We start from the raw sequence: 17,475 nt of genomic DNA, 5'->3' as shown, positions 1-17,475 counted from the left end.
TGGTGGGCCCAGTAGGACTTGAACCTACGACCAAAGGATTATGAGTTTTATAAGCGTTGAAAATATATAACAATACATGGCGATACATGCCAATACATAACGATAAATTTACAATGCTATCAATGGGTTAGGTGAGATAATGGCAATATATGGCGATACATGCCAAGATGTAACAATATTTTAAAAGTGCCCATAAAGTGCTCACAAGGTAATTTAGCTAAATATAGCAGTGCCCACGACGGCATATCATAAGCCCCGACAGTAAGAAGGGTCAGAAAAACGCTAAATGCCTTCTTAGGGAAATTTACAAGTCGCATTTACGCATATTGCGCTGTGCAACGATATGCCGTATTGCCTTGCAGATGAGCGTCTAAATCGCTTTTATAGTAGATGATACATTTGTGGCGCGGCTTGTGGAAAGGTATGCCGTCCGTGACAGTGCATCGCATCTTCTGTAGGGTCGCAGGTGATATTCCCAGATAACTTGCTGCAAATTCAGGAGATAGCGGGGTATTGGGCGGGCTTTTATCCACATACTCCTTCATTTTTATCTTTTCGCTTTCGCTTACATCCTTCCAAGGTTTCTTAGCCATGATATTCTCCTTCGCGTTCATTTGCTTTCATAAGATCTGTCTTTTTGCGCTCTTCAAAATTTTCCCGCGCCCATTTGATAGCTTCCGATTCTAGTTTTTCGATGTTGTCTGCATAGAACCATTTGGTTGCGTAAAAACCCCAGCCACTTGTGTACATACTCCCATCTGTCGAAAAGCTAAAAGGATTGGGCGTAGCAAATTGTGCTAAAAAGCCATGCTTTCTGTACAGGCGTTCCACAATGTCATCTGCTCGCTCTGTATCCTCTGGTATTTCTAGTAATTTGCAGACTTGGGCGTTTTCGCTTATAGCATCAATTAAATCTTGGCTTGGGCGGTCGCACACGCTCATATAAAGCGGTATCATCTTTTCACAGCGCACCATTTCTTCAAAAAAGCTATCTGCTATTTCCGATTTATTACTCATGCGATTTTTTCCTTGTAACTCAGTTCGTGTTTAAAGTTTGCTTCGACCAACGCTTGTGCCAGTGGCGGGCAAACCGAGTTGCCGACCATTCGTGTTTGCGCTGTCTTAGTCAGTTTGATGATTTCACCATGTTCGTCTATACCTCGGTCGATAACATAGCTATCATCAAAGCCTTGGGCGCGAAATAATTCACGCGGTTGCAGCATACGAAAGCCAATGTCGACGATTCGGTAATCAATGCCTGCCACCGTAACCAGTCCGAAACGTTCTTTACTCACCACGGTGCGGATAGGACTTTGTAAGCTTTGACCGTCTTTTTCATTACCGTAATAGGCGGTTAAAAAGGCAGTTACTAAGCTGTTATGGTCTTTTGCGGTCACAGTATGCAATGGATCTTTGATGTCACTACCTATTACGCCTGTATAGTTTTTTGCGATAAATGGCGCTATCAACGCATGATGGCCGCCTTTAATTTGAGCACAGATAGTACGCAATGGTTCGTTGGCTGGCATACAGCGAGGTGATGATGTGTTTGCACATTCTGTTAGCACTGGCATTTGCATCCCCTCACGGTTAATTACAAAAGGCGTGGGGTTACCAACAACATACCGCATCAATCCAGCAGCAATGCGCTTGCATGTGTTTTCAGCTAGCGGGCGTTTACGCTCGAAAATACTAGGGGCAGGTATTGACCAGTCGATACACTCTGATGCTGTGCGCCAAGGTTTTAACTTGCCTTTCTTCACTGCTAATGATTGAGCATCGCTATGCGTAGGCTTTGGCCAAACGATTGGCAGCCCATCACGGCGCGCTATCAAAAAAAACCGCTTACGGATAGTTGGCACTCCATAGTCACAAGCCCTAAGCTCTTTATGCTCGACGGCGTATCCTTGGCGGCGCAAGGCTGTAACGAAAGACTTAAAAGTCTGCCCTGCACGGTCTTTACACGGTCGGCCATCGTCTCCGATAGGGCCCCAAGTTTTAAACTCTTCGACGTTTTCAAGCATAATCATGCGTGGGCGGCAATCGGCTGCCCATTTAAGGGCAATCCAAGCTAATCCACGTATGCGCTTGTTGACTGGTACGCTGCCTTTAGCCTTACTAAAATGCTTACAATCGGGCGAAAGCCATACCAAGCCTACAGGCTTCTCACCTGTCACATCTTTTGGATTAATATCCCAAACCGATTCACAATAGTGCTCTGTGTTTGGATGATTTATACGGTGCATGGCGATGGCTTCAGGATCATGGTTAATAGCAATATCAACGGGGCGGCCAAAAGCCGCCTCAAGTCCTGTTGATGTGCCGCCACCGCCTGCAAAGTTATCAATGATTAGCTCATGAGGTAATAACTGCATGGTGATATCCTTTAAATTTAGCGGCGTCGCTCTAAAGCGTTTTGGCAGTCGATACAGTGTTTTACTCCGCCTAACGCTTGCCGCTTGGGTGGAATTGGTTCGTCGCACTCGATGCACGTAGACCGAGAAGGAGTGTTGAATCGGTTAATATTCGCCATGCGCACGATATTTTCTGCGTCGATACGTTCTTGTGCTATATCTGCAATATCAGCCATTATTCATCCACCTTATTAAATTCAATCACCCAAACCCACGGATTAGATATCCAAGCCTCATGTCCATGCCTTTCCGTCCAATAACAATAGAAAGCAACCAAAGGCGTTAGAACCCTTCTTGCATAGTCAGGAAATGTAAAGCACGCCTCTTTAACTGCATCCCCAAGCGTTCTGTCCTGCACACGCTCAATGCGAATGTCGGTAATTTCTAACAGAACGCGACTTGCCCAGCGTGGCATATCAGATGCAGGATACTTTTTAAGTAGTCCTGCATCGTGGCGTAAGTCAGGCCTTAAATCACCATTACCAGCATAGTAGTGAGTGCGAGTAATCAAGTCTTCCTTTTCTGTTCGTGCGTGTAGCTCCTGAACCCATAACCGATCACCAATAGCACCATGGGGGCAATAACCAACACTCTCATACTCTTCCGTATATTGATGCACTAAGCCTTTTTCTGGCGCTAAGCGCTCCATGTAATGCAGACCTTGCGAGTCAGGCTCGCAACAACCGTTTTCTTTGAATTCCAAACCGTCATAGCGCCACGCTCTGCCATCAAACAAAATAGCAGTATCAGAAGTGTTTTCGATAACCACTCGATGCTGGGTCTTCTCACCAGCAAGCACCGCGCGCACTTCATCGGCGGTCAGGATAATCGGGCGTTCTTTAATCTTTCGCATACTATCGACCTCCCCACATCATCGGATTAGCAAGCCCCATAATTGCCTTGCGCTTAGAGGCTTGTAGAGCTTCGATATCTACTTCTTTGGGCGCTTTACTGCCATCTTTGCGGGCACGCACCACGATATAAGACCTACGCATTACAATATCGCCTTTCTTTTCGCGTGCTGCATCAAAGGCAACGATTGAGGCGTCGGCAATAGTGTTGCGGCTGCCATACCCTTGATAGTCAATAGTTGCTACAGCCTTTTCACCCTTGCTATCGGTTATATGCGCTGTCACTTTAAACTTGCGTGGACTGCCTAAGATCTCCTCACGTATAGCAGGGTTGATCCAGTCACCATCATATTCAGTCCGTCGTTTAACCTCGTGAGGCTCAAGACCACTATCCAGTGGCACTTTCATAAAGCCATCGTAAAACAGAGGTTTATTGGCTTTTTCCTTGTGCGCGGCACGCATCTGAGTTTTCTTCTTTGCCACGCGGCGCTTCTTACTTGTTTTAGACATTTTTATTCCTTAATAATTGGTTGACGCTTAGCAATTTTTGCCAAAAACTTGGCATCCCGACCGCGCTTGATGCGCGGTGTTTTGTCTATGGCTGCCAGTAAATGGTTATCAATTTCTATGACGCGGGTGACTATCTGCGCGTCTGATGTTGATAGCCATCGTTGGCTTTGTGAGTTTGAATTACTAGGATGCATTGGCGTGTCTCTGACTTTGGCGGTATTGAGCAGGGGACTGAGGCAGTTGTCCAACGCTGTATTTGTATTGGTTGCTGTCTTCCCAACCTCTAAATCCTACGGGCTGGCGCGCGCGCTTGTTTGCATATTGCTTACACGCATACTCAAACTGTTTCTTTAGCCGACGCAATATATCGCTGTCCTCTTTGAGGCTCAGATATTTAACCTCATGTTGAGTGTCGCCAATCAGTCGATACTTAATGACTGATTCATCGCGGGTTTTGGTTAAAGCGTCCCAGCTACCCGCAGTAAAAATGCGTGCGCCAATCTTAATGACATGACCCTGCATCATTTTTGGTTCACAAAGTGATATCACAGTGTCGTCCCACATACCGTATTGCTTATGACTGCTTGTTGAGCCGCATAATTCGCGGTTAAACAAGTGAGAGCAACGGGTTATCAGTGAGTCCATGCTTGATGTGATTAGCGCAAGTTCAGCATCGTTAGGTTTTGCCCCGCGCTTCCAGCCGCCATTTGTGTACATCCAAATGTTAGTGGTATCGACTTCGGTTTTATTGGGTACGCGACTAGCACGGCAAGCGAAGTAAGTGCGATTTTTCTTTTCATCTAAGAGGATGACCTGTGCGCCGATTAAGCCGTCAGAATACTTGCGCGCTGATTTGATGTTTAAAGTTGCGCGTATGGGTTTGGTTTGATTAGTCATTACTGGACACTCCCATTGTCTGTGCGGATACTTGCCAATACTTGATTGGCATGTTTGTTTTGGGCGCGAAAATGAGCAATGCGCGCTTCTTCATAAGGGGTGCGCTGGTAGTGCGTGGTGGTATCGACTTGCTTTTCTGCTTGCTGGCGATGCTCGACGTACTTGGTGCAGCCAGTAGCAATACCGATAAATATCGCCACAATGACTAGGGCAACGATAAAGTCATGAATGCCTTCGATAGCGCCCGCTATAAACTTCTGAGCTAAGGGGACTTGCTTGGCTGGCATGATTGTGCGCGTGATAACTCCGCGATTTGGTTTGACTAATTTGGGTTGTTGATTCATAATAATCTCGCTTATTTAAGTAAAAGCCCCTTTGATTTCGACGTCTCTAGGGGCTTTTTTTGTGGATGGAATTTAGTATTGTGCTAATACTGAGTGCCACAGAAAGGGAAGTAAGAGTGCGTCACATAGGTTTTTTTGGGTGTTTGCCGACCCTTTCAGGCATAGTTAGCTTGTCGAACAAATGGTGTCCGTTAGCGCGACTATGCTTTTTTAGCTTGTAGAGCGGGTTTCTCACGTATCTAGGGTCCTTTGCTCCCTCTAATATTCTTCGCAACTCATTTGGATTAGAATTCCCACGTATAGGTGCTCTTTCATCAAGAGGTGAGGGTTTTGTCGTGGATTTAATAAGAAGCTCGGTTAGTTGAAGCTTTTCAACTTCTTTACTAATTTGTAGGACAGTTTGTCCAATGCCGTTGCCCGCTATACAGTAAGCAATGACGTCTATCATGAATAAAGTGATTTGCTCACGTCGCATAAAAACTCCTTCGTTATTAGTTATTGCGGCATAGCCGACGGTTAAAATCGGCTATAACTCAATAGCGTTCCTGCAATATGTTTTTAAATAACGGTTTATAGCATCGTCTGCTATAAGTACAGTTAGCTCAACATTCACGGCGTCCAACCAACGAATAAAGTTTAACATATTGAACTAATGTGTCAATATAAAGTTTAATTAATTGAACTATTTTAACTAAGGACGCAAAAAAGCCTGCATATAGCAGGCTTGAAGCGGATTTTGATTGTATGAGAGGTGTATCTAATGGTAGGAAATAAACTTTAAGTTAAAAACTCAACAACTTCTTCTAGACATTCTTCAGGGCTTTCTTTAACTTCAATCTTGATATTGAAACCATCGCTTTCCATCTTGTGAAGGCTGTACAAGCACCTATCTAACTCATTCTCAATTTGTAATCTTAGTGGCTTGGTAAACTTCAAACTATCATCTGGCGGCAAATAAATAATCAGTGCCGTCCTAACGTCCTTACCCAGTAGCTCACAGCAATTCATAACATTTGTTGCACCAATATAGTTGATATGATGAATCCTGTGTACTTGGTCAAGATATGCAGCAGATACGATAGAACCGTAATATTCCACACGTTTTGTTCCACTGCGTACTCCTGAGTAATGACGTATAGGCATATCGACAATGATTTTGTCACCCGTTGTATCATCGGTTATCTCATAGGGTTCTTTATGATAAACCTTTTCATACAAGCTGCCATACTTGTCTCTCATCTGAGAAAACACTTTGCTACGAAGCTTATTTGTACTAAGCGTTGAGGGAGTATCTTTTATTGGTTCTACTTCGGTATCGCCTTTACAAACTAATGACACCATAGAGCCAAACAGATCTTCTAATATTTCACTCACCGAGCTGCCTTGAGCTGTTTGTCTATGTGAATAAAAAATGTGACCTGATGGTGTGAGCGTGTAGTTATTTGCCGTCAACTCAGTTTTTACAATTTTCAATAAGAAGTTTATATTTGCGACGCCTGTACTGCCAAACAGACAGCTAAAGGCATTAGCATTTTCAATCATTTTATAATGGCAGCGCTTGTCATCATCAACAAAGACAACGCCAATATTAAAAATTTCATTCGCAATGAAATCAGGTGTGAAACGCACTGTAAACCACTCACCTGATATCAAATTTGAGTGTGAAGGCTGCTCTATAGTGTCGTCTATAAGACCGTACCATGAAGTATTCATATAACCATTTGAAACCTTGAAGTCAGTAGCCCATGTGCATTATTTGCTCTATAGGCAAGGAAGTCTATGAATTTATTATAATCATTTTGCACTGCCTTATATAGCGTTTGAACCCAATAGATCAATTCTTGGTAGGCGTACATGAAGGCATTGTTATGACTGTCACAAGCTAGTATAGCTGCGCTTTTCATTTGTAAACATTGCCCACGATTCAAATAAAGGTCAGATAGTTGCAATAGCCTGTTATCAAAATTACTGTTCTCTGATAAGTGTGATTGCTGCCAGCCATAATGATTGACCAAGATGCCGTTATCTATCAAGTAGTACTGATTAGCTCCAGTCCTTAGTAAATTACCTAAGTTCCTATCAATATTGGCAATAGTGTTATCCGCAGCAACGGCATCGCCAAAATGCTTCCACTTTGCTAACTCTGATGCTACCGCGTCAATCTTTCCATGAAATTGAAGCGCTGTTTTAGATTTGTCTATCTTTGAAGTACAAAACATGGGAAAGACGTCTCTTTGAAAGACTTCTTTTCTCAATGATGGGTGCAAATCGCCTTCTTGAATATTATCCATTATATTTTTCGTTGGTACTAATGCAATGCAGGCATATTTAGGCTGCGGTAGACCCATAGCATCTATCATCAAATAACCAAGGATTTCATTAAAAACAGAACGGTCGCTACCACTTAGGGAATATATCTTTGCATACATATCAATAGGTTTGTGTTCTTGAGGATGCTTAAAGCTAGATACAAACACAGGGTTCACATTCTTTACGTCCGTAACCCAACCCTTAAATGACCGATAATCATCGGGCTTTAGAATCTTGATTACATTATTACTCACGCGAATCTTCCTCAGAAATCTTAACTAAATCATCAATATCTACTTGCATAGTTTGAGTTGTATCGACCTTTCTAAAAGTATCAATAGTAGCGTTCAGCAAACTTACCAACTCAGGCGTAAGTTTGTGATTTTTTTCCATGTCTCTTAGATTTTCCATGAGCCCAATTACGCTTGGACTGCTAGATTCCAGAAGCGAGGTAACCGCTTCATTCTGAGGCTCTGGCGTGGTATCGGGAATCTGCCAATCGCCTTGCCCTGTATCAAGCCAATATTGGTTTATATTCAAAAAGTTAGCGAGCTTTGCAGACGTAGTATTTCTAGGCGCACCAGTGCTTCCACTAATGTATTGGCTAAGAGAAGACTTGCTGATTTTGGTCTTCTTGCTGATTTCTGCGGCTGAGGTATTTCGCTTAGATATAGCCCATTCTAAACGCTCACCATAAGTAACTAATTTTTCCATTATTAAACCCATGTTGATTTGTTTAATAGACTAAACCAATTCATTGACAATGTCTTAAACCAATGGTTTAATATGTTAAACTAAAGGTATAAGGTATTGAACTATGAATGTAGATGACATCAAACGACACTATAAAGTCACAACGCTTGAGGCCGCAGGCAAGGTGTTTGGTAAAACCAAAGGCACTATGTCCAACTGGAACTCAGGGGGAATTCCTCCTGAATTTCAAGCAGTTATTCAAGTCGCAACAGGGAACGAGCTAACAGCAGATTTAGACTCATTAAAGCTTCCTGCTACTGCGTTCAAAACATCTAAAAAATCATCGCGCAAACGAATTAATCGTCCATGCAATAAGCCTACGCCTGCTTAAACCTTAAAAAAACGTACAAATGAAAGGGAAACATACGATGCGTAATCCGATGAATGTTATTGACGCGGCATTTAACACGGCACACAACTATCCTCACGGCGGCGTTGAGGCGCTGGCTGGTCGCATGGGTCTGTCCGCAGCAATTCTGCGAAACAAAGTGAATGGCAATGCTACAGCGCACCACCTGCGCCTTGATGAAGCAGTGAAGATGATGCAACTGACTGGCGACCACTCTATCGCTCATGCCATCGCACATTGTTTAAACGGTGTTTATTGCGATGTAAGCGTAGAAGCCACCCAAACCCAAACCGAAGACCTAATCATGACCGCGCTCGCAGCATCAGCAAGCTCAGGAAGTGTTATCCAAGAGCTGCATGACGCGCTTGAGGATGGACGTATTAGCTGTGACCAGCGTATTACGCTACACACTACAATCCAATCGGCTATGAGTGAGCTGCAATTATTGATGCGCCACGTTGATGCCAAACATGCAGAAGATAACCCACATATCGTCGCCCAATGGCAAGCAGAAGAGCAAGCGAAGCAAAAAGGGGTCGGACAGAAGATAAAAGGAGCGCTTGGACTATGAAGCTGATTCAACAACCAACGCCTGAAGATACCGCGTTCGCATTGCTGGCACGCCGTATCGAATTGCGCGAGCGAGATAAATTGTTCATGCAAGAAGGTTGGGAAAATAAATCATTGCCCGCTTTGGAGAGTGATTCACAAGCTATGGGTATATCAGAGAGTGCCGAAGCTGCGGAATTGAAAGAAGAAATTGTAGCGAAGATTGGGTTTGGCCTTAATTGCTTTTTTGCCTTTCTTGCCATCTTAGCAGTAGCAACTATCGGTCCAATTTTCATTTTCGGCGGACAATAAAAAACCCCAATTCAGGTGCAACTGAATCGGGGTTCGCTGTCTTACATAAAACTTCAACAAGGAAATTATGCCATGCAATTACCAACTATTCAAGAAAATAAAGAGCTTCAACAAGCTGTGTCGGCTCGTGAGTTATTCGCGTTTTTAGAAGTCAAAGACCGCTTTAGCGTTTGGATTGAACGAATGATCGGCTACGGATTTGTAGAAAGTCAGGACTATTTAGGGTGTCGGCTTTACGACACCCGCGCCAATCAAGAGCTACAGGACTTTGCTATTAGTGTTGATATGGCAAAAGAAATATCAATGATCCAGCGCTCAGATAAAGGTAGACAGGCACGCCAGTATTTTATTGAGTGCGAGCGCAAGGTTATCAATGCCAATCAATCCGCAACAGCTTTGCCCGACTTTACCAATCCCGCCGATGCTGCTATCGCGTGGGCAGCACAGTATAAAGCTACTGAGGAAGCGCAAGCCAAATTAGCAGCCGCACAGCCAAAAATCATAGCCCTACAGACTATCAGTAACTCAGAAGGCGCTACTGGTATCCGCGACACAGCCAAAGCGGTAGGCATGAAGCAAAACGAGTTCGTAGCGTGGTGCATTGATGAAGAAAAACCAGTAAACCGCCGATTTATGTACCGTAATGACAGGGGTGTGCTTAATGCGTACTCACATCGTACCAGCGCAGGACTTATGACGCAGAAGCTACACGCATTTATTGGTCGTGATGGCCGAGATAGAGCGGAACCTAGAGTCAAATTTACGCCTGCTGGCGTGGCTAAAATTGCTGAAATGCTTGCCGCCGAGGGTGTAACAAGCGGTACGGAGGCGGTGTAATGCATTACTACAATTTTAATCCAGCCGACTTTAATAATTCCGCGCGCCATCTAACCCTTGTTGAGCGTGCTATTTATCGTGACCTGCTCGATATGTACTACTGCACCGAGCAAGCAATAGACGGCTCAAATATGAAGTTGCTGGCACGTCGTCTCTTATGCAAAACGGAAGAGCACATCGAGTCGCTTAACAATGTACTTAAAGAGTTTTTTACTTTTGACGGTCGTAGCAAGCGTTATCGTAACCGCCGCTGTGAGCGTGAGATTAAAAACTATCGCAATAAACCAAACAAAAACGGTCACAAAGAAGTCACGCCCGATGTCACAGACAGTCACAGCGATGTCACACAAAATGTCACGCCTGATAACGTGACAATGACAGCCGCAGAACGTCAAAAAAAGGTGCGTCAAGAAAGAAAACAGATGACTCATGACCTGATAAGTATAGGCGTCACTGTAGATAAATCCTTGAAAATAGGTGAGTTAAGAGCGCTGCACGCTCAACATATCGACGATATCAAAAAACACGTCACAAAGATTGTCACGGATAATTCAAGTGATGATGTCACGCCTACTGTCACAACTGGTCACACGCAATGTCACAATAATCACGCGCAAAACGGTGCCATAACTAAGAACCAAGAACTACCAACCAATAACCAATTAAATAACTACAACAACAGCAACAACTCACCCGCGAATGAAAAATTTGATGTTGAGTTTTGGCAGCCGTTGCTTGCTGATATTCAGCCTTTGGTATCAGAAGAAGTGCCAGTAATGCCATCAATGACGCAAGCAGAATTTGATAAGCATCTAGGTAAATTCAAGACGTACCGTATCAACAAGGCGGCACAGGGTGAGTGTGTAGCGACTGAGGCTTATTGTGTGGATTTATTTGTGAGCTGGATTAAGCGCGAGTATATCCATGAGCAGCGTAATAAGACTGCAACAGCCAAGCCAGCAACCAATAGTCAAACCTCAGTTGCAGATTATTCAAGCCTTGGCAAAGCCCCTGTAGCAGATGCAGATGATAGCGATATACCAGCGGCATTCCTGCAGGAATCTGTTACCAGTAGCGCGCCTACACAATCACCCAAGCGCACCCGCACAAATACTGTGATGCTCAACGGTCTGCCTTTTGCGTCTCTACCAGGCATGACTACCGCCGAAACCATCGCTTACATTGATGAGCAGTACGATGCAGGCGAGACAAAAGATGAAACATACAAGCGTGTGCTTAAAGAATTGGAGGCGGCATGAGCCAGTATAGACATCATCAGCGATGGACGCGCAAGACGGTAAATATCAAATCTCTTGGTACCAATGATGAGATACATGATGCGGCAGGCTCGTTAATTGGTTTTAGGCATGCGGTCGCTGACGGCACTTATCCCAAGTGTGGGCTGGACCATCCATTGATAGGTATTAGCGATTACATCAAATTTGATAAGCACATTGATGGAAGGTACACGGTGACGGGTATCAGAATCGAACGTGATAGCGACAAAACAGGCTGGGACTGGATTATTGAGTTAAAAGAGGTAAAAGCATGAGCCGAAAATCACGCAGCCAGTGGAACGACTGGGCAAAAAGTAGCCGAAAAATTAACACCGACTGGCTCAACGCTGGCAAGTCTGATAAGCCCAAAATGAATAAGCACGGAAACATCAAAACGGAAGTCGACGGTATCACTTTTGACAGCAAAGGCGAGAGCGAGCGTTACTCACAGCTCAAAAAATATGAGCGTTTAGGACTGATTAAAGACTTACGCCTACAAGTCAAATATGTGCTGACGCCAAAGTATAAAAAAGACAATGGTACCACGGTACGCCAAAGCAGCTATATCGCTGATTTTGTCTATTTCAACGTCGCTTTAGGCAAAGAAGTCGTTGAGGACTATAAGGGTATGCGTACACGCAGTTATATCGACAAAGCTAAGCAGATGATGACCAAGTACGGCATAGAAATCTATGAGACTAATAAAAGCCACGTTAACGAGAACCGATTATGAGTAACTTTCGCAAAATCAAAATAGAAATGCTTTCTTATTCGCCTGATGCTTCTCATGCGTCTGCGATTATAGACGTGGCTGGCACGTCCACATTAATTGAAAAGTTTGATGTCACTGGCTTATTGCCATGCCAGCGGGCGTGCGAACTTATAGATGCTGCTTTAGTGCAGCAAGGTAAGGCGCTTCTTACTGATGCAGAACGGATAAGACTCACTGGTAGGACAGAAAGCGAAAACCGTTAAAACAAAAAAGCCCCTACATTGGGGGATGTAGAGGCTTTTTAACGCACTTTCTCAAGATACGCAGGCAAGTTGATTGTATAGAGAATAGACGGGTTTATCAATACAAACACAGGTATTTTGAGGGTTGAATATGGCAAAGCGCGACACAGGTTATAGCAGACAGCAAGAACAGGAAATAAAAAAGATAATGGGTAAAAATTTGCGTGCCGCGCGTGACAATGCTCGCATGACTCAAGAAGAGGTGTCAAAAATAATATGGAAAACGAACAATCGAAATCGTATCAGTGAAATTGAAAATGGCAAGGTCAATCTAAGTGCGATGGACCTTATCATGTTCAGTAATTTGTACGGCCAAAGCATCGACTATATTTGCGGACTGTCGATTGAGCCTGAAATTGACGCATTGGCAGGTACCGTAAATCATATCGTTGCTCAATCAAAATCATTGGTCGACCATCTGACAACACAGCTTGCCACAGTGCTGACGACTGGGTTAAAAGATGCTTGTAAGTCCGACATGGTGGCCTTACTCGATGGTGCTAATAAGTTGTGTTCGGCCATTAAAGACGAGCGTGATATGCCCGATATGCCCTATACAGTGGGCTGTGCGCTTAATAATGTGCTGTACATCATTAAGCATATCGAGCAAAAGCAGATGATGGCAGACAGAGCCATACAAACGCAAATGGCAGAGCATATCGAGCGTATGAGCGAAGACTCAAATCACAGCATGATTACTGATATCAAACGCAGTCATCAATACAGCATACCGTTACCGCCGCCTGATAGCAGCTACAGCGAGGGGGCACTCAATGCAGTCTATCGTTATCAGGAGAGCGCCGACAGCAGCTATTCGGCCATTGCTACTGTTACTAGCCCCGTGATACCGACTGCGGAGGTGCAATTTGGCTAAGCACAGTAAGCAGGAGGTTTGGGATTCTGCGCGCTTCATTTGGGAAAATACAGACGACATTAGCGACCGTGAACTGATTGAGCGTCTGCAAGATGCGTTCGGTGACGCTGCACCCAAATCAACAGGCACAATTAGTAAACGCCGCAAAAAAGAAGATTGGCAAAAAAATAACCTGCTTGACTCAAATCAGGAAGCAAAAAAGGAAGCACGGAAGGGGGGAAGCACGCAAAAAAGGAAGCAAAATCGCTCAAGTGATGGTTTGCTTCCAGAAAAAGACAATAAAGTGGGAAAAATGGAAGCAGTCCCTATTTTGGAAGCAGGAAAGCAGGCGATTGAGCAAATATCAACGTCAGTGGTCAAGACGGTTGAGGATAAAGCGATATTGATTAACAGCCATCGACGTAACTGGCGACAACTGAGTCAGTTACACGATAGCGTGACTAATTTGGCATCCGAGGTATTGAAAGCGGCGTTAACTGAACCACAATGGGATATGGGCGACGGTCTGCTTACTAAAGAAGAAGCAGAACGCATTGCTACAATGCAGGAAGAAGAGGCCGATGAACTTAAAAAAAAGATGGCCGTACTAAACTTGATGGGTGGCACGCTACAAGCTTTGGTTTTTACATCAAAGGCCATATCTGAGGTCGAACTACCCCTGAATGGCATTACTCCTGAAGACTTTACTGAATCAGATACGGCCAGACGTCAAAAGAACTTGGAAAAACTGGATGGTATTAATGAAGAGCAGAACGCTTTACGTGAAGAGGCGCAAAGAAAGATGAAGCTGCGTGCGTTAGCGTTTGAGCAAGAAGCAGAGGCATTTGAAGAAGTAGAGAGCGCTCACGATGGCAGTAACGGCTTAGTGGACGAAGATACTGAAGAAGTAGACTATACAGACGTAAGCGATATAGACGTCTAATCGGCGCTAAGGGGAGGGGAACACGCGCCAGCCTGCCGTTTTTGCGGTGCCATAATTTAAGCCACATACAGCAAAAAGGCATAGATTATGGAACGCTATTTAAACTATGACAGCGCGGGATTCATCGTTGGCATGAACCGCGTTAAGGACAGTATCGACAACGTACATGACGATACACAGTCCATTATCGCCCTAATGAGCGCACAAGCTCAAATAGGGCAAACCCAGTTAGCAGAGATTAGTAAACGACTATCAGAAGCCAACCATCATCACCGTGCCGCAGGACGCAGACAGACACGCGCCAACCGTATCATTGCGTCTGGCGCCATCGACGCATCTGCCAGCGCTGGCACGTCTGAACGTCGCACACGGCGTAGTCCTGTCGCACGCATCAATAATCAGTCATCCGACCCACAGCAAGCCCAGCGGCGTAATGCTGATACTAAAGCACGCCGCGCGCGTATCGTGTCATCACAAGACCTTAACCCCGAATCTGACGAACGTAGCGGCTCGCCTGCGCGCCGTGATAGTCGTGGACGCTTTGTGTCAGACAATAGCAGTGCTGGCGGTAGTGAGTCCGAACGCCGATTGAATGCGATGGCGCGTAACATTGCCAATGATATGCGCCTTGGCGTGAATAGTGGCGGCGTTGACCCAATGCTAGACAGTATGCGCGAGCTGGGCACAGCGATGTCTCCGCTTGGGCGTGCAGGCAAGCTGGCGTTGCGTGGTGCTAAATTTAGCATGAGTAAGTTTCGAGCCATTAAACGCCGCGAGCCATTACCGCAAGACCAAGACAGACACAACCAGGCAAACGAAAAGCTACTAGATAAAATCTGGAAAGCCATTAGAAAGTCAGAAGGTTCAGGTGGCGGATTGCTTGGAGGTTTGCTTGGAGGCGGCGGTAGAAATCGAGGCGGTCGCGCTGGCCGTGGCGGTGGGCGCGTTAGTAAGCTCAAAAACCTTGCGGGTAGAGGTCTTAGAGCCGTAGGCGGTATGAGAGGTTTAGGTTGGCTGGCGGGTGCTGCGGGCGCGGCAAGTTTGGCAATGGACTGGGACAGTCTCAATCATAAAGAAAAATCGGCAGGCGTAGGCAGCTTGGTCGGTGGCGGCGGTGGTGCGATGGCGGGTGCTGCTACTGGCGCGATGATCGGTTCGGTTGTTCCTGTCGTCGGTACGGCGGTTGGTGGCGCTGTCGGTATGGTTGTCGGCGGTTGGCTGGGCAGTGAGGGCGGCGAAGCATTGGGGGCGGCTGCTTCACCTTATATCGACTCATGGACAAGCAGTCTTGTTGCTTATAATTTGCCCAAGAAGATGACAACCGCGTGGGAGACTGGCACAGAGCCGTTTTTTACGAAGCTATCAGGTGTTGCAGATAGTATGCAAAGCTGGTTTGCTGGCAAATGGAATGCTACTAAGGACTTTTTTGGCTTCGGTGGTGACGGTGAAGCCGCACCTTCAGGGACAGCGGCTAATGCAGCTGATTTTGCGATTGGTAATGCGGCCACTGTTTCGCTTGGCGCATGTGCAAAGTACGTGAATGATGCGTTCCGAGCAAATGGCCTAAAAGCCAGTGGCCACGGCAAGGACGTTGCTAAAAACCTTGCTGCATTAAATCAGGGTAAGTTTGAGCAGGTTGCCTATGACGAGAATTACGTACCCAAAATAGGCGACGTTATGAGTATGCCATCAAGCAAAAATTCAAAACATAACTATGGTCACGCGGCCATATATACCAGTCAAGGCTGGGTGTCAGATTTCAAGCAGGGCAACAAATATGGCAATACGGGCGCGCCTAATGCTGATTATTACCAAGACATCCAGTCAGGGCGCATTAAGCCCACAGTAGTGCGTATGCGCGAGCAAAACCCTGCTGCGCTAAGCGGTGCTGTGGGAACGGGTGCGGTTGAAGCGGTTAACTACTTTATGAGCCGTGGCTACACAAAAGAGCAAGCCATCGGTATTGCCGCCAATATTCAGCAGGAAAGCGGATTTAATCATAAGGCTTATAATTCTGCTGGTGGCGGCAACGGTGCAAGAGGATTGGCACAATGGCGCGGACAAAGACAAAAGAACTTTAAAAAGCGTTATGGCGTGTCGCTAGAAAATTCAACCAAAGAGCAGCAATATGATTTTATCGACTATGAATTAAAAACCACACACAAGGCGGCAGGTGACGCACTAAAGAAAGCAAAAACCATTGGGCAAGCTACAAAGGCAATCCTTGAGCAATACGAAAGACCAAGCAATACAGCAGCCGAAATGCCTAAACGCATGGAAAATGCCGAGCAAATAAAGCGCCGCATTCCCACCATACCCGAAGCCGCCAAGAAAAAAAACGGTATATTGGGGTTTTCTACCAATCAATTAACCAGCAGTATGGCGCTTGCCAGCACAGGCATTCGAGGCGGTCAGTTGCCCGTAACTCGCCCGCCAACTATTCCGCCAATGCCCACCATTACCCAGCGTATCGACAGCGGAAGCGCACAAAAGCCTATTATCTTGCAGGCAAGCAATGATACAATCCCGCAAAATGTATCAGATAGAGGAATAGCTCATGCAGTTACGGGCGGCTTGGGGCAAGATAGGTATTGGGGTTAGTATGTGTTTGGGCATGGTAGCGTGTGATGGTGCTGCCAGTGCTAATATTGACCAAAATAATGATACGCAAGTACAAGCTGATGCGGCTCCGCCTGCTAATCCTTGTTTAGATAGCGAGGTTTTAGCAGGACTCAAACAAGACATCAAAGACCAAGCATTAACACTTGCCAACATACGGCACGCCTCAGTAATCAATACAGAGCGATTGCAGCAATCAGATATCAGTTTTGACCAGATAAGCAGTCCAAACAGTTATGGCAACGGTGATGTTGTTTGTGAGGCGACAGCCACCGTGCGTTATAACGCTGATGAAGATTATGCTTACGGCTCGATGGGTAGCGGTTACATGAAAATTATGCGCGCATACCCATCTATCAGAGGCAATCTTGACGCTCAAATGACTGTTAATGAAGTCAAGGAAATGGGTATCACGGAATACGACGTAGATGACTTTACCAATGTTGTCGATAATCAATTTTCCTACCGTATCAGCTATGACCTGATGACGACTTACTCAGAAGATGGGCAGCCTCAGCAAAGCTATCAAGCTGCTTTATCTAAACCCGCTGGATTATTGGCCGTTATTGCGACACTCGAAAGCATGGCTGAAAGTCATCAGAAAACACTAGCGGAGAGAGAGTCCGCATCCGCAAGTTCGTAA

The 17,475-nt window shown here is 45.3% G+C and carries 24 protein-coding genes; 12 read left to right on the top strand and 12 right to left on the bottom strand.

Features of this window, described 5'->3' with window-relative positions:
- Positions 1–317 precede the first annotated feature (317 nt).
- The 12 genes from JIE71_RS01005 to JIE71_RS00950 all read right to left on the bottom strand — a co-directional run bounded on the left by JIE71_RS01005 (position 318) and on the right by JIE71_RS00950 (position 8,040).
- Entirely contained in the window at positions 318–593 is a 276-nt protein-coding gene (locus tag JIE71_RS01005; protein WP_199506871.1) for a helix-turn-helix domain-containing protein, read from the bottom strand.
- Entirely contained in the window at positions 586–1,017 is a 432-nt protein-coding gene (locus JIE71_RS01000) for a hypothetical protein (RefSeq protein ID WP_199506870.1), read from the bottom strand. Before JIE71_RS01000 ends, JIE71_RS01005 begins: the two co-directional genes overlap by 8 nt.
- The gene (locus JIE71_RS00995; RefSeq protein ID WP_199506869.1) at positions 1,014–2,375 is read right to left on the bottom strand and encodes a DNA cytosine methyltransferase; all 1,362 of its coding nucleotides are present in this window, start codon (positions 2,373–2,375) and stop codon (positions 1,014–1,016) included. Before JIE71_RS00995 ends, JIE71_RS01000 begins: the two co-directional genes overlap by 4 nt.
- Before the next feature lie 17 nt (positions 2,376–2,392).
- On the bottom strand, positions 2,393–2,533 hold the full coding sequence (locus tag JIE71_RS00990) for a TraR/DksA C4-type zinc finger protein (protein WP_228284482.1): 141 nt from the start codon (positions 2,531–2,533) through the stop codon (positions 2,393–2,395).
- Positions 2,534–2,589: 56 nt separating this feature from the next.
- The gene (locus JIE71_RS00985; protein ID WP_199506867.1) at positions 2,590–3,267 is read right to left on the bottom strand and encodes a hypothetical protein; all 678 of its coding nucleotides are present in this window, start codon (positions 3,265–3,267) and stop codon (positions 2,590–2,592) included.
- Between the two features lies 1 nt (position 3,268).
- Positions 3,269–3,775 (bottom strand): hypothetical protein, encoded by a 507-nt coding sequence (locus JIE71_RS00980; protein ID WP_199506866.1) that lies wholly within the window; start codon positions 3,773–3,775, stop codon positions 3,269–3,271.
- A gap of 183 nt (positions 3,776–3,958) precedes the next feature.
- A complete protein-coding gene (locus tag JIE71_RS00975; protein WP_199506865.1) occupies positions 3,959–4,672 on the bottom strand; it encodes a hypothetical protein in 714 nt (237 codons plus the stop codon).
- Complete coding sequence (locus tag JIE71_RS00970) at positions 4,672–5,016, bottom strand: hypothetical protein (RefSeq protein WP_199506864.1); 345 nt, start codon at positions 5,014–5,016, stop codon at positions 4,672–4,674. The genes JIE71_RS00975 and JIE71_RS00970 overlap by 1 nt, the downstream gene beginning before the upstream one ends.
- Before the next feature lie 121 nt (positions 5,017–5,137).
- Positions 5,138–5,491: a hypothetical protein gene (locus tag JIE71_RS00965; protein WP_199506863.1), complete on the bottom strand. Its 354-nt coding sequence runs from the start codon at positions 5,489–5,491 to the stop codon at positions 5,138–5,140.
- Between the two features lie 302 nt (positions 5,492–5,793).
- Positions 5,794–6,729: a DUF3037 domain-containing protein gene (locus JIE71_RS00960; protein WP_199506862.1), complete on the bottom strand. Its 936-nt coding sequence runs from the start codon at positions 6,727–6,729 to the stop codon at positions 5,794–5,796.
- Positions 6,726–7,580 (bottom strand): hypothetical protein, encoded by an 855-nt coding sequence (locus JIE71_RS00955; protein WP_199506861.1) that lies wholly within the window; start codon positions 7,578–7,580, stop codon positions 6,726–6,728. The genes JIE71_RS00960 and JIE71_RS00955 overlap by 4 nt, the downstream gene beginning before the upstream one ends.
- Entirely contained in the window at positions 7,573–8,040 is a 468-nt protein-coding gene (locus tag JIE71_RS00950) for a helix-turn-helix domain-containing protein (protein WP_199506860.1), read from the bottom strand. The genes JIE71_RS00955 and JIE71_RS00950 overlap by 8 nt, the downstream gene beginning before the upstream one ends.
- A 103-nt stretch (positions 8,041–8,143) precedes the next feature.
- On the opposite strand from JIE71_RS00950, the gene JIE71_RS00945 reads away from it, so the two are divergent.
- From JIE71_RS00945 to JIE71_RS00890, 12 genes are all read left to right on the top strand, one after another.
- Positions 8,144–8,410, top strand: a complete 267-nt coding sequence (locus JIE71_RS00945; protein ID WP_199506859.1) for a hypothetical protein — start codon at positions 8,144–8,146, stop codon at positions 8,408–8,410.
- Between the two features lie 37 nt (positions 8,411–8,447).
- Positions 8,448–8,999 carry a phage regulatory CII family protein gene (locus JIE71_RS00940; RefSeq protein WP_199506858.1) on the top strand — a complete coding sequence of 184 codons (552 nt, stop codon included), beginning with the start codon at positions 8,448–8,450 and terminating at the stop codon, positions 8,997–8,999.
- On the top strand, positions 8,996–9,289 hold the full coding sequence (locus tag JIE71_RS00935) for a hypothetical protein (protein WP_199506857.1): 294 nt from the start codon (positions 8,996–8,998) through the stop codon (positions 9,287–9,289). Before JIE71_RS00940 ends, JIE71_RS00935 begins: the two co-directional genes overlap by 4 nt.
- A gap of 72 nt (positions 9,290–9,361) precedes the next feature.
- A complete protein-coding gene (locus tag JIE71_RS00930; protein ID WP_199506856.1) occupies positions 9,362–10,126 on the top strand; it encodes an antA/AntB antirepressor family protein in 765 nt (254 codons plus the stop codon).
- Positions 10,126–11,385 (top strand): YdaU family protein, encoded by a 1,260-nt coding sequence (locus tag JIE71_RS00925; RefSeq protein WP_199506855.1) that lies wholly within the window; start codon positions 10,126–10,128, stop codon positions 11,383–11,385. Before JIE71_RS00930 ends, JIE71_RS00925 begins: the two co-directional genes overlap by 1 nt.
- On the top strand, positions 11,382–11,678 hold the full coding sequence (locus tag JIE71_RS00920) for a hypothetical protein (RefSeq protein WP_199506854.1): 297 nt from the start codon (positions 11,382–11,384) through the stop codon (positions 11,676–11,678). Before JIE71_RS00925 ends, JIE71_RS00920 begins: the two co-directional genes overlap by 4 nt.
- On the top strand, positions 11,675–12,136 hold the full coding sequence (locus JIE71_RS00915) for a DUF1064 domain-containing protein (protein WP_199506853.1): 462 nt from the start codon (positions 11,675–11,677) through the stop codon (positions 12,134–12,136). Before JIE71_RS00920 ends, JIE71_RS00915 begins: the two co-directional genes overlap by 4 nt.
- Positions 12,133–12,378: a hypothetical protein gene (locus tag JIE71_RS00910; protein ID WP_199506852.1), complete on the top strand. Its 246-nt coding sequence runs from the start codon at positions 12,133–12,135 to the stop codon at positions 12,376–12,378. Before JIE71_RS00915 ends, JIE71_RS00910 begins: the two co-directional genes overlap by 4 nt.
- A 187-nt stretch (positions 12,379–12,565) precedes the next feature.
- The gene (locus tag JIE71_RS00905; RefSeq protein ID WP_199506851.1) at positions 12,566–13,291 is read left to right on the top strand and encodes a helix-turn-helix domain-containing protein; all 726 of its coding nucleotides are present in this window, start codon (positions 12,566–12,568) and stop codon (positions 13,289–13,291) included.
- Positions 13,284–14,213: a hypothetical protein gene (locus JIE71_RS00900; RefSeq protein WP_199506850.1), complete on the top strand. Its 930-nt coding sequence runs from the start codon at positions 13,284–13,286 to the stop codon at positions 14,211–14,213. The genes JIE71_RS00905 and JIE71_RS00900 overlap by 8 nt, the downstream gene beginning before the upstream one ends.
- A gap of 87 nt (positions 14,214–14,300) precedes the next feature.
- The gene (locus JIE71_RS00895; RefSeq protein WP_199506849.1) at positions 14,301–16,814 is read left to right on the top strand and encodes a phage tail tip lysozyme; all 2,514 of its coding nucleotides are present in this window, start codon (positions 14,301–14,303) and stop codon (positions 16,812–16,814) included.
- Positions 16,771–17,475, top strand: a complete 705-nt coding sequence (locus tag JIE71_RS00890) for a hypothetical protein (RefSeq protein ID WP_199506848.1) — start codon at positions 16,771–16,773, stop codon at positions 17,473–17,475. Before JIE71_RS00895 ends, JIE71_RS00890 begins: the two co-directional genes overlap by 44 nt.

This window comes from Psychrobacter sp. bablab_jr014, assembly GCF_016464015.1.
Taxonomy (GTDB): domain Bacteria; phylum Pseudomonadota; class Gammaproteobacteria; order Pseudomonadales; family Moraxellaceae; genus Psychrobacter.
The sequence above is the reverse complement of the archived record's forward strand: the minus strand, read 5'-3'. Positions and strand labels throughout refer to the sequence as shown.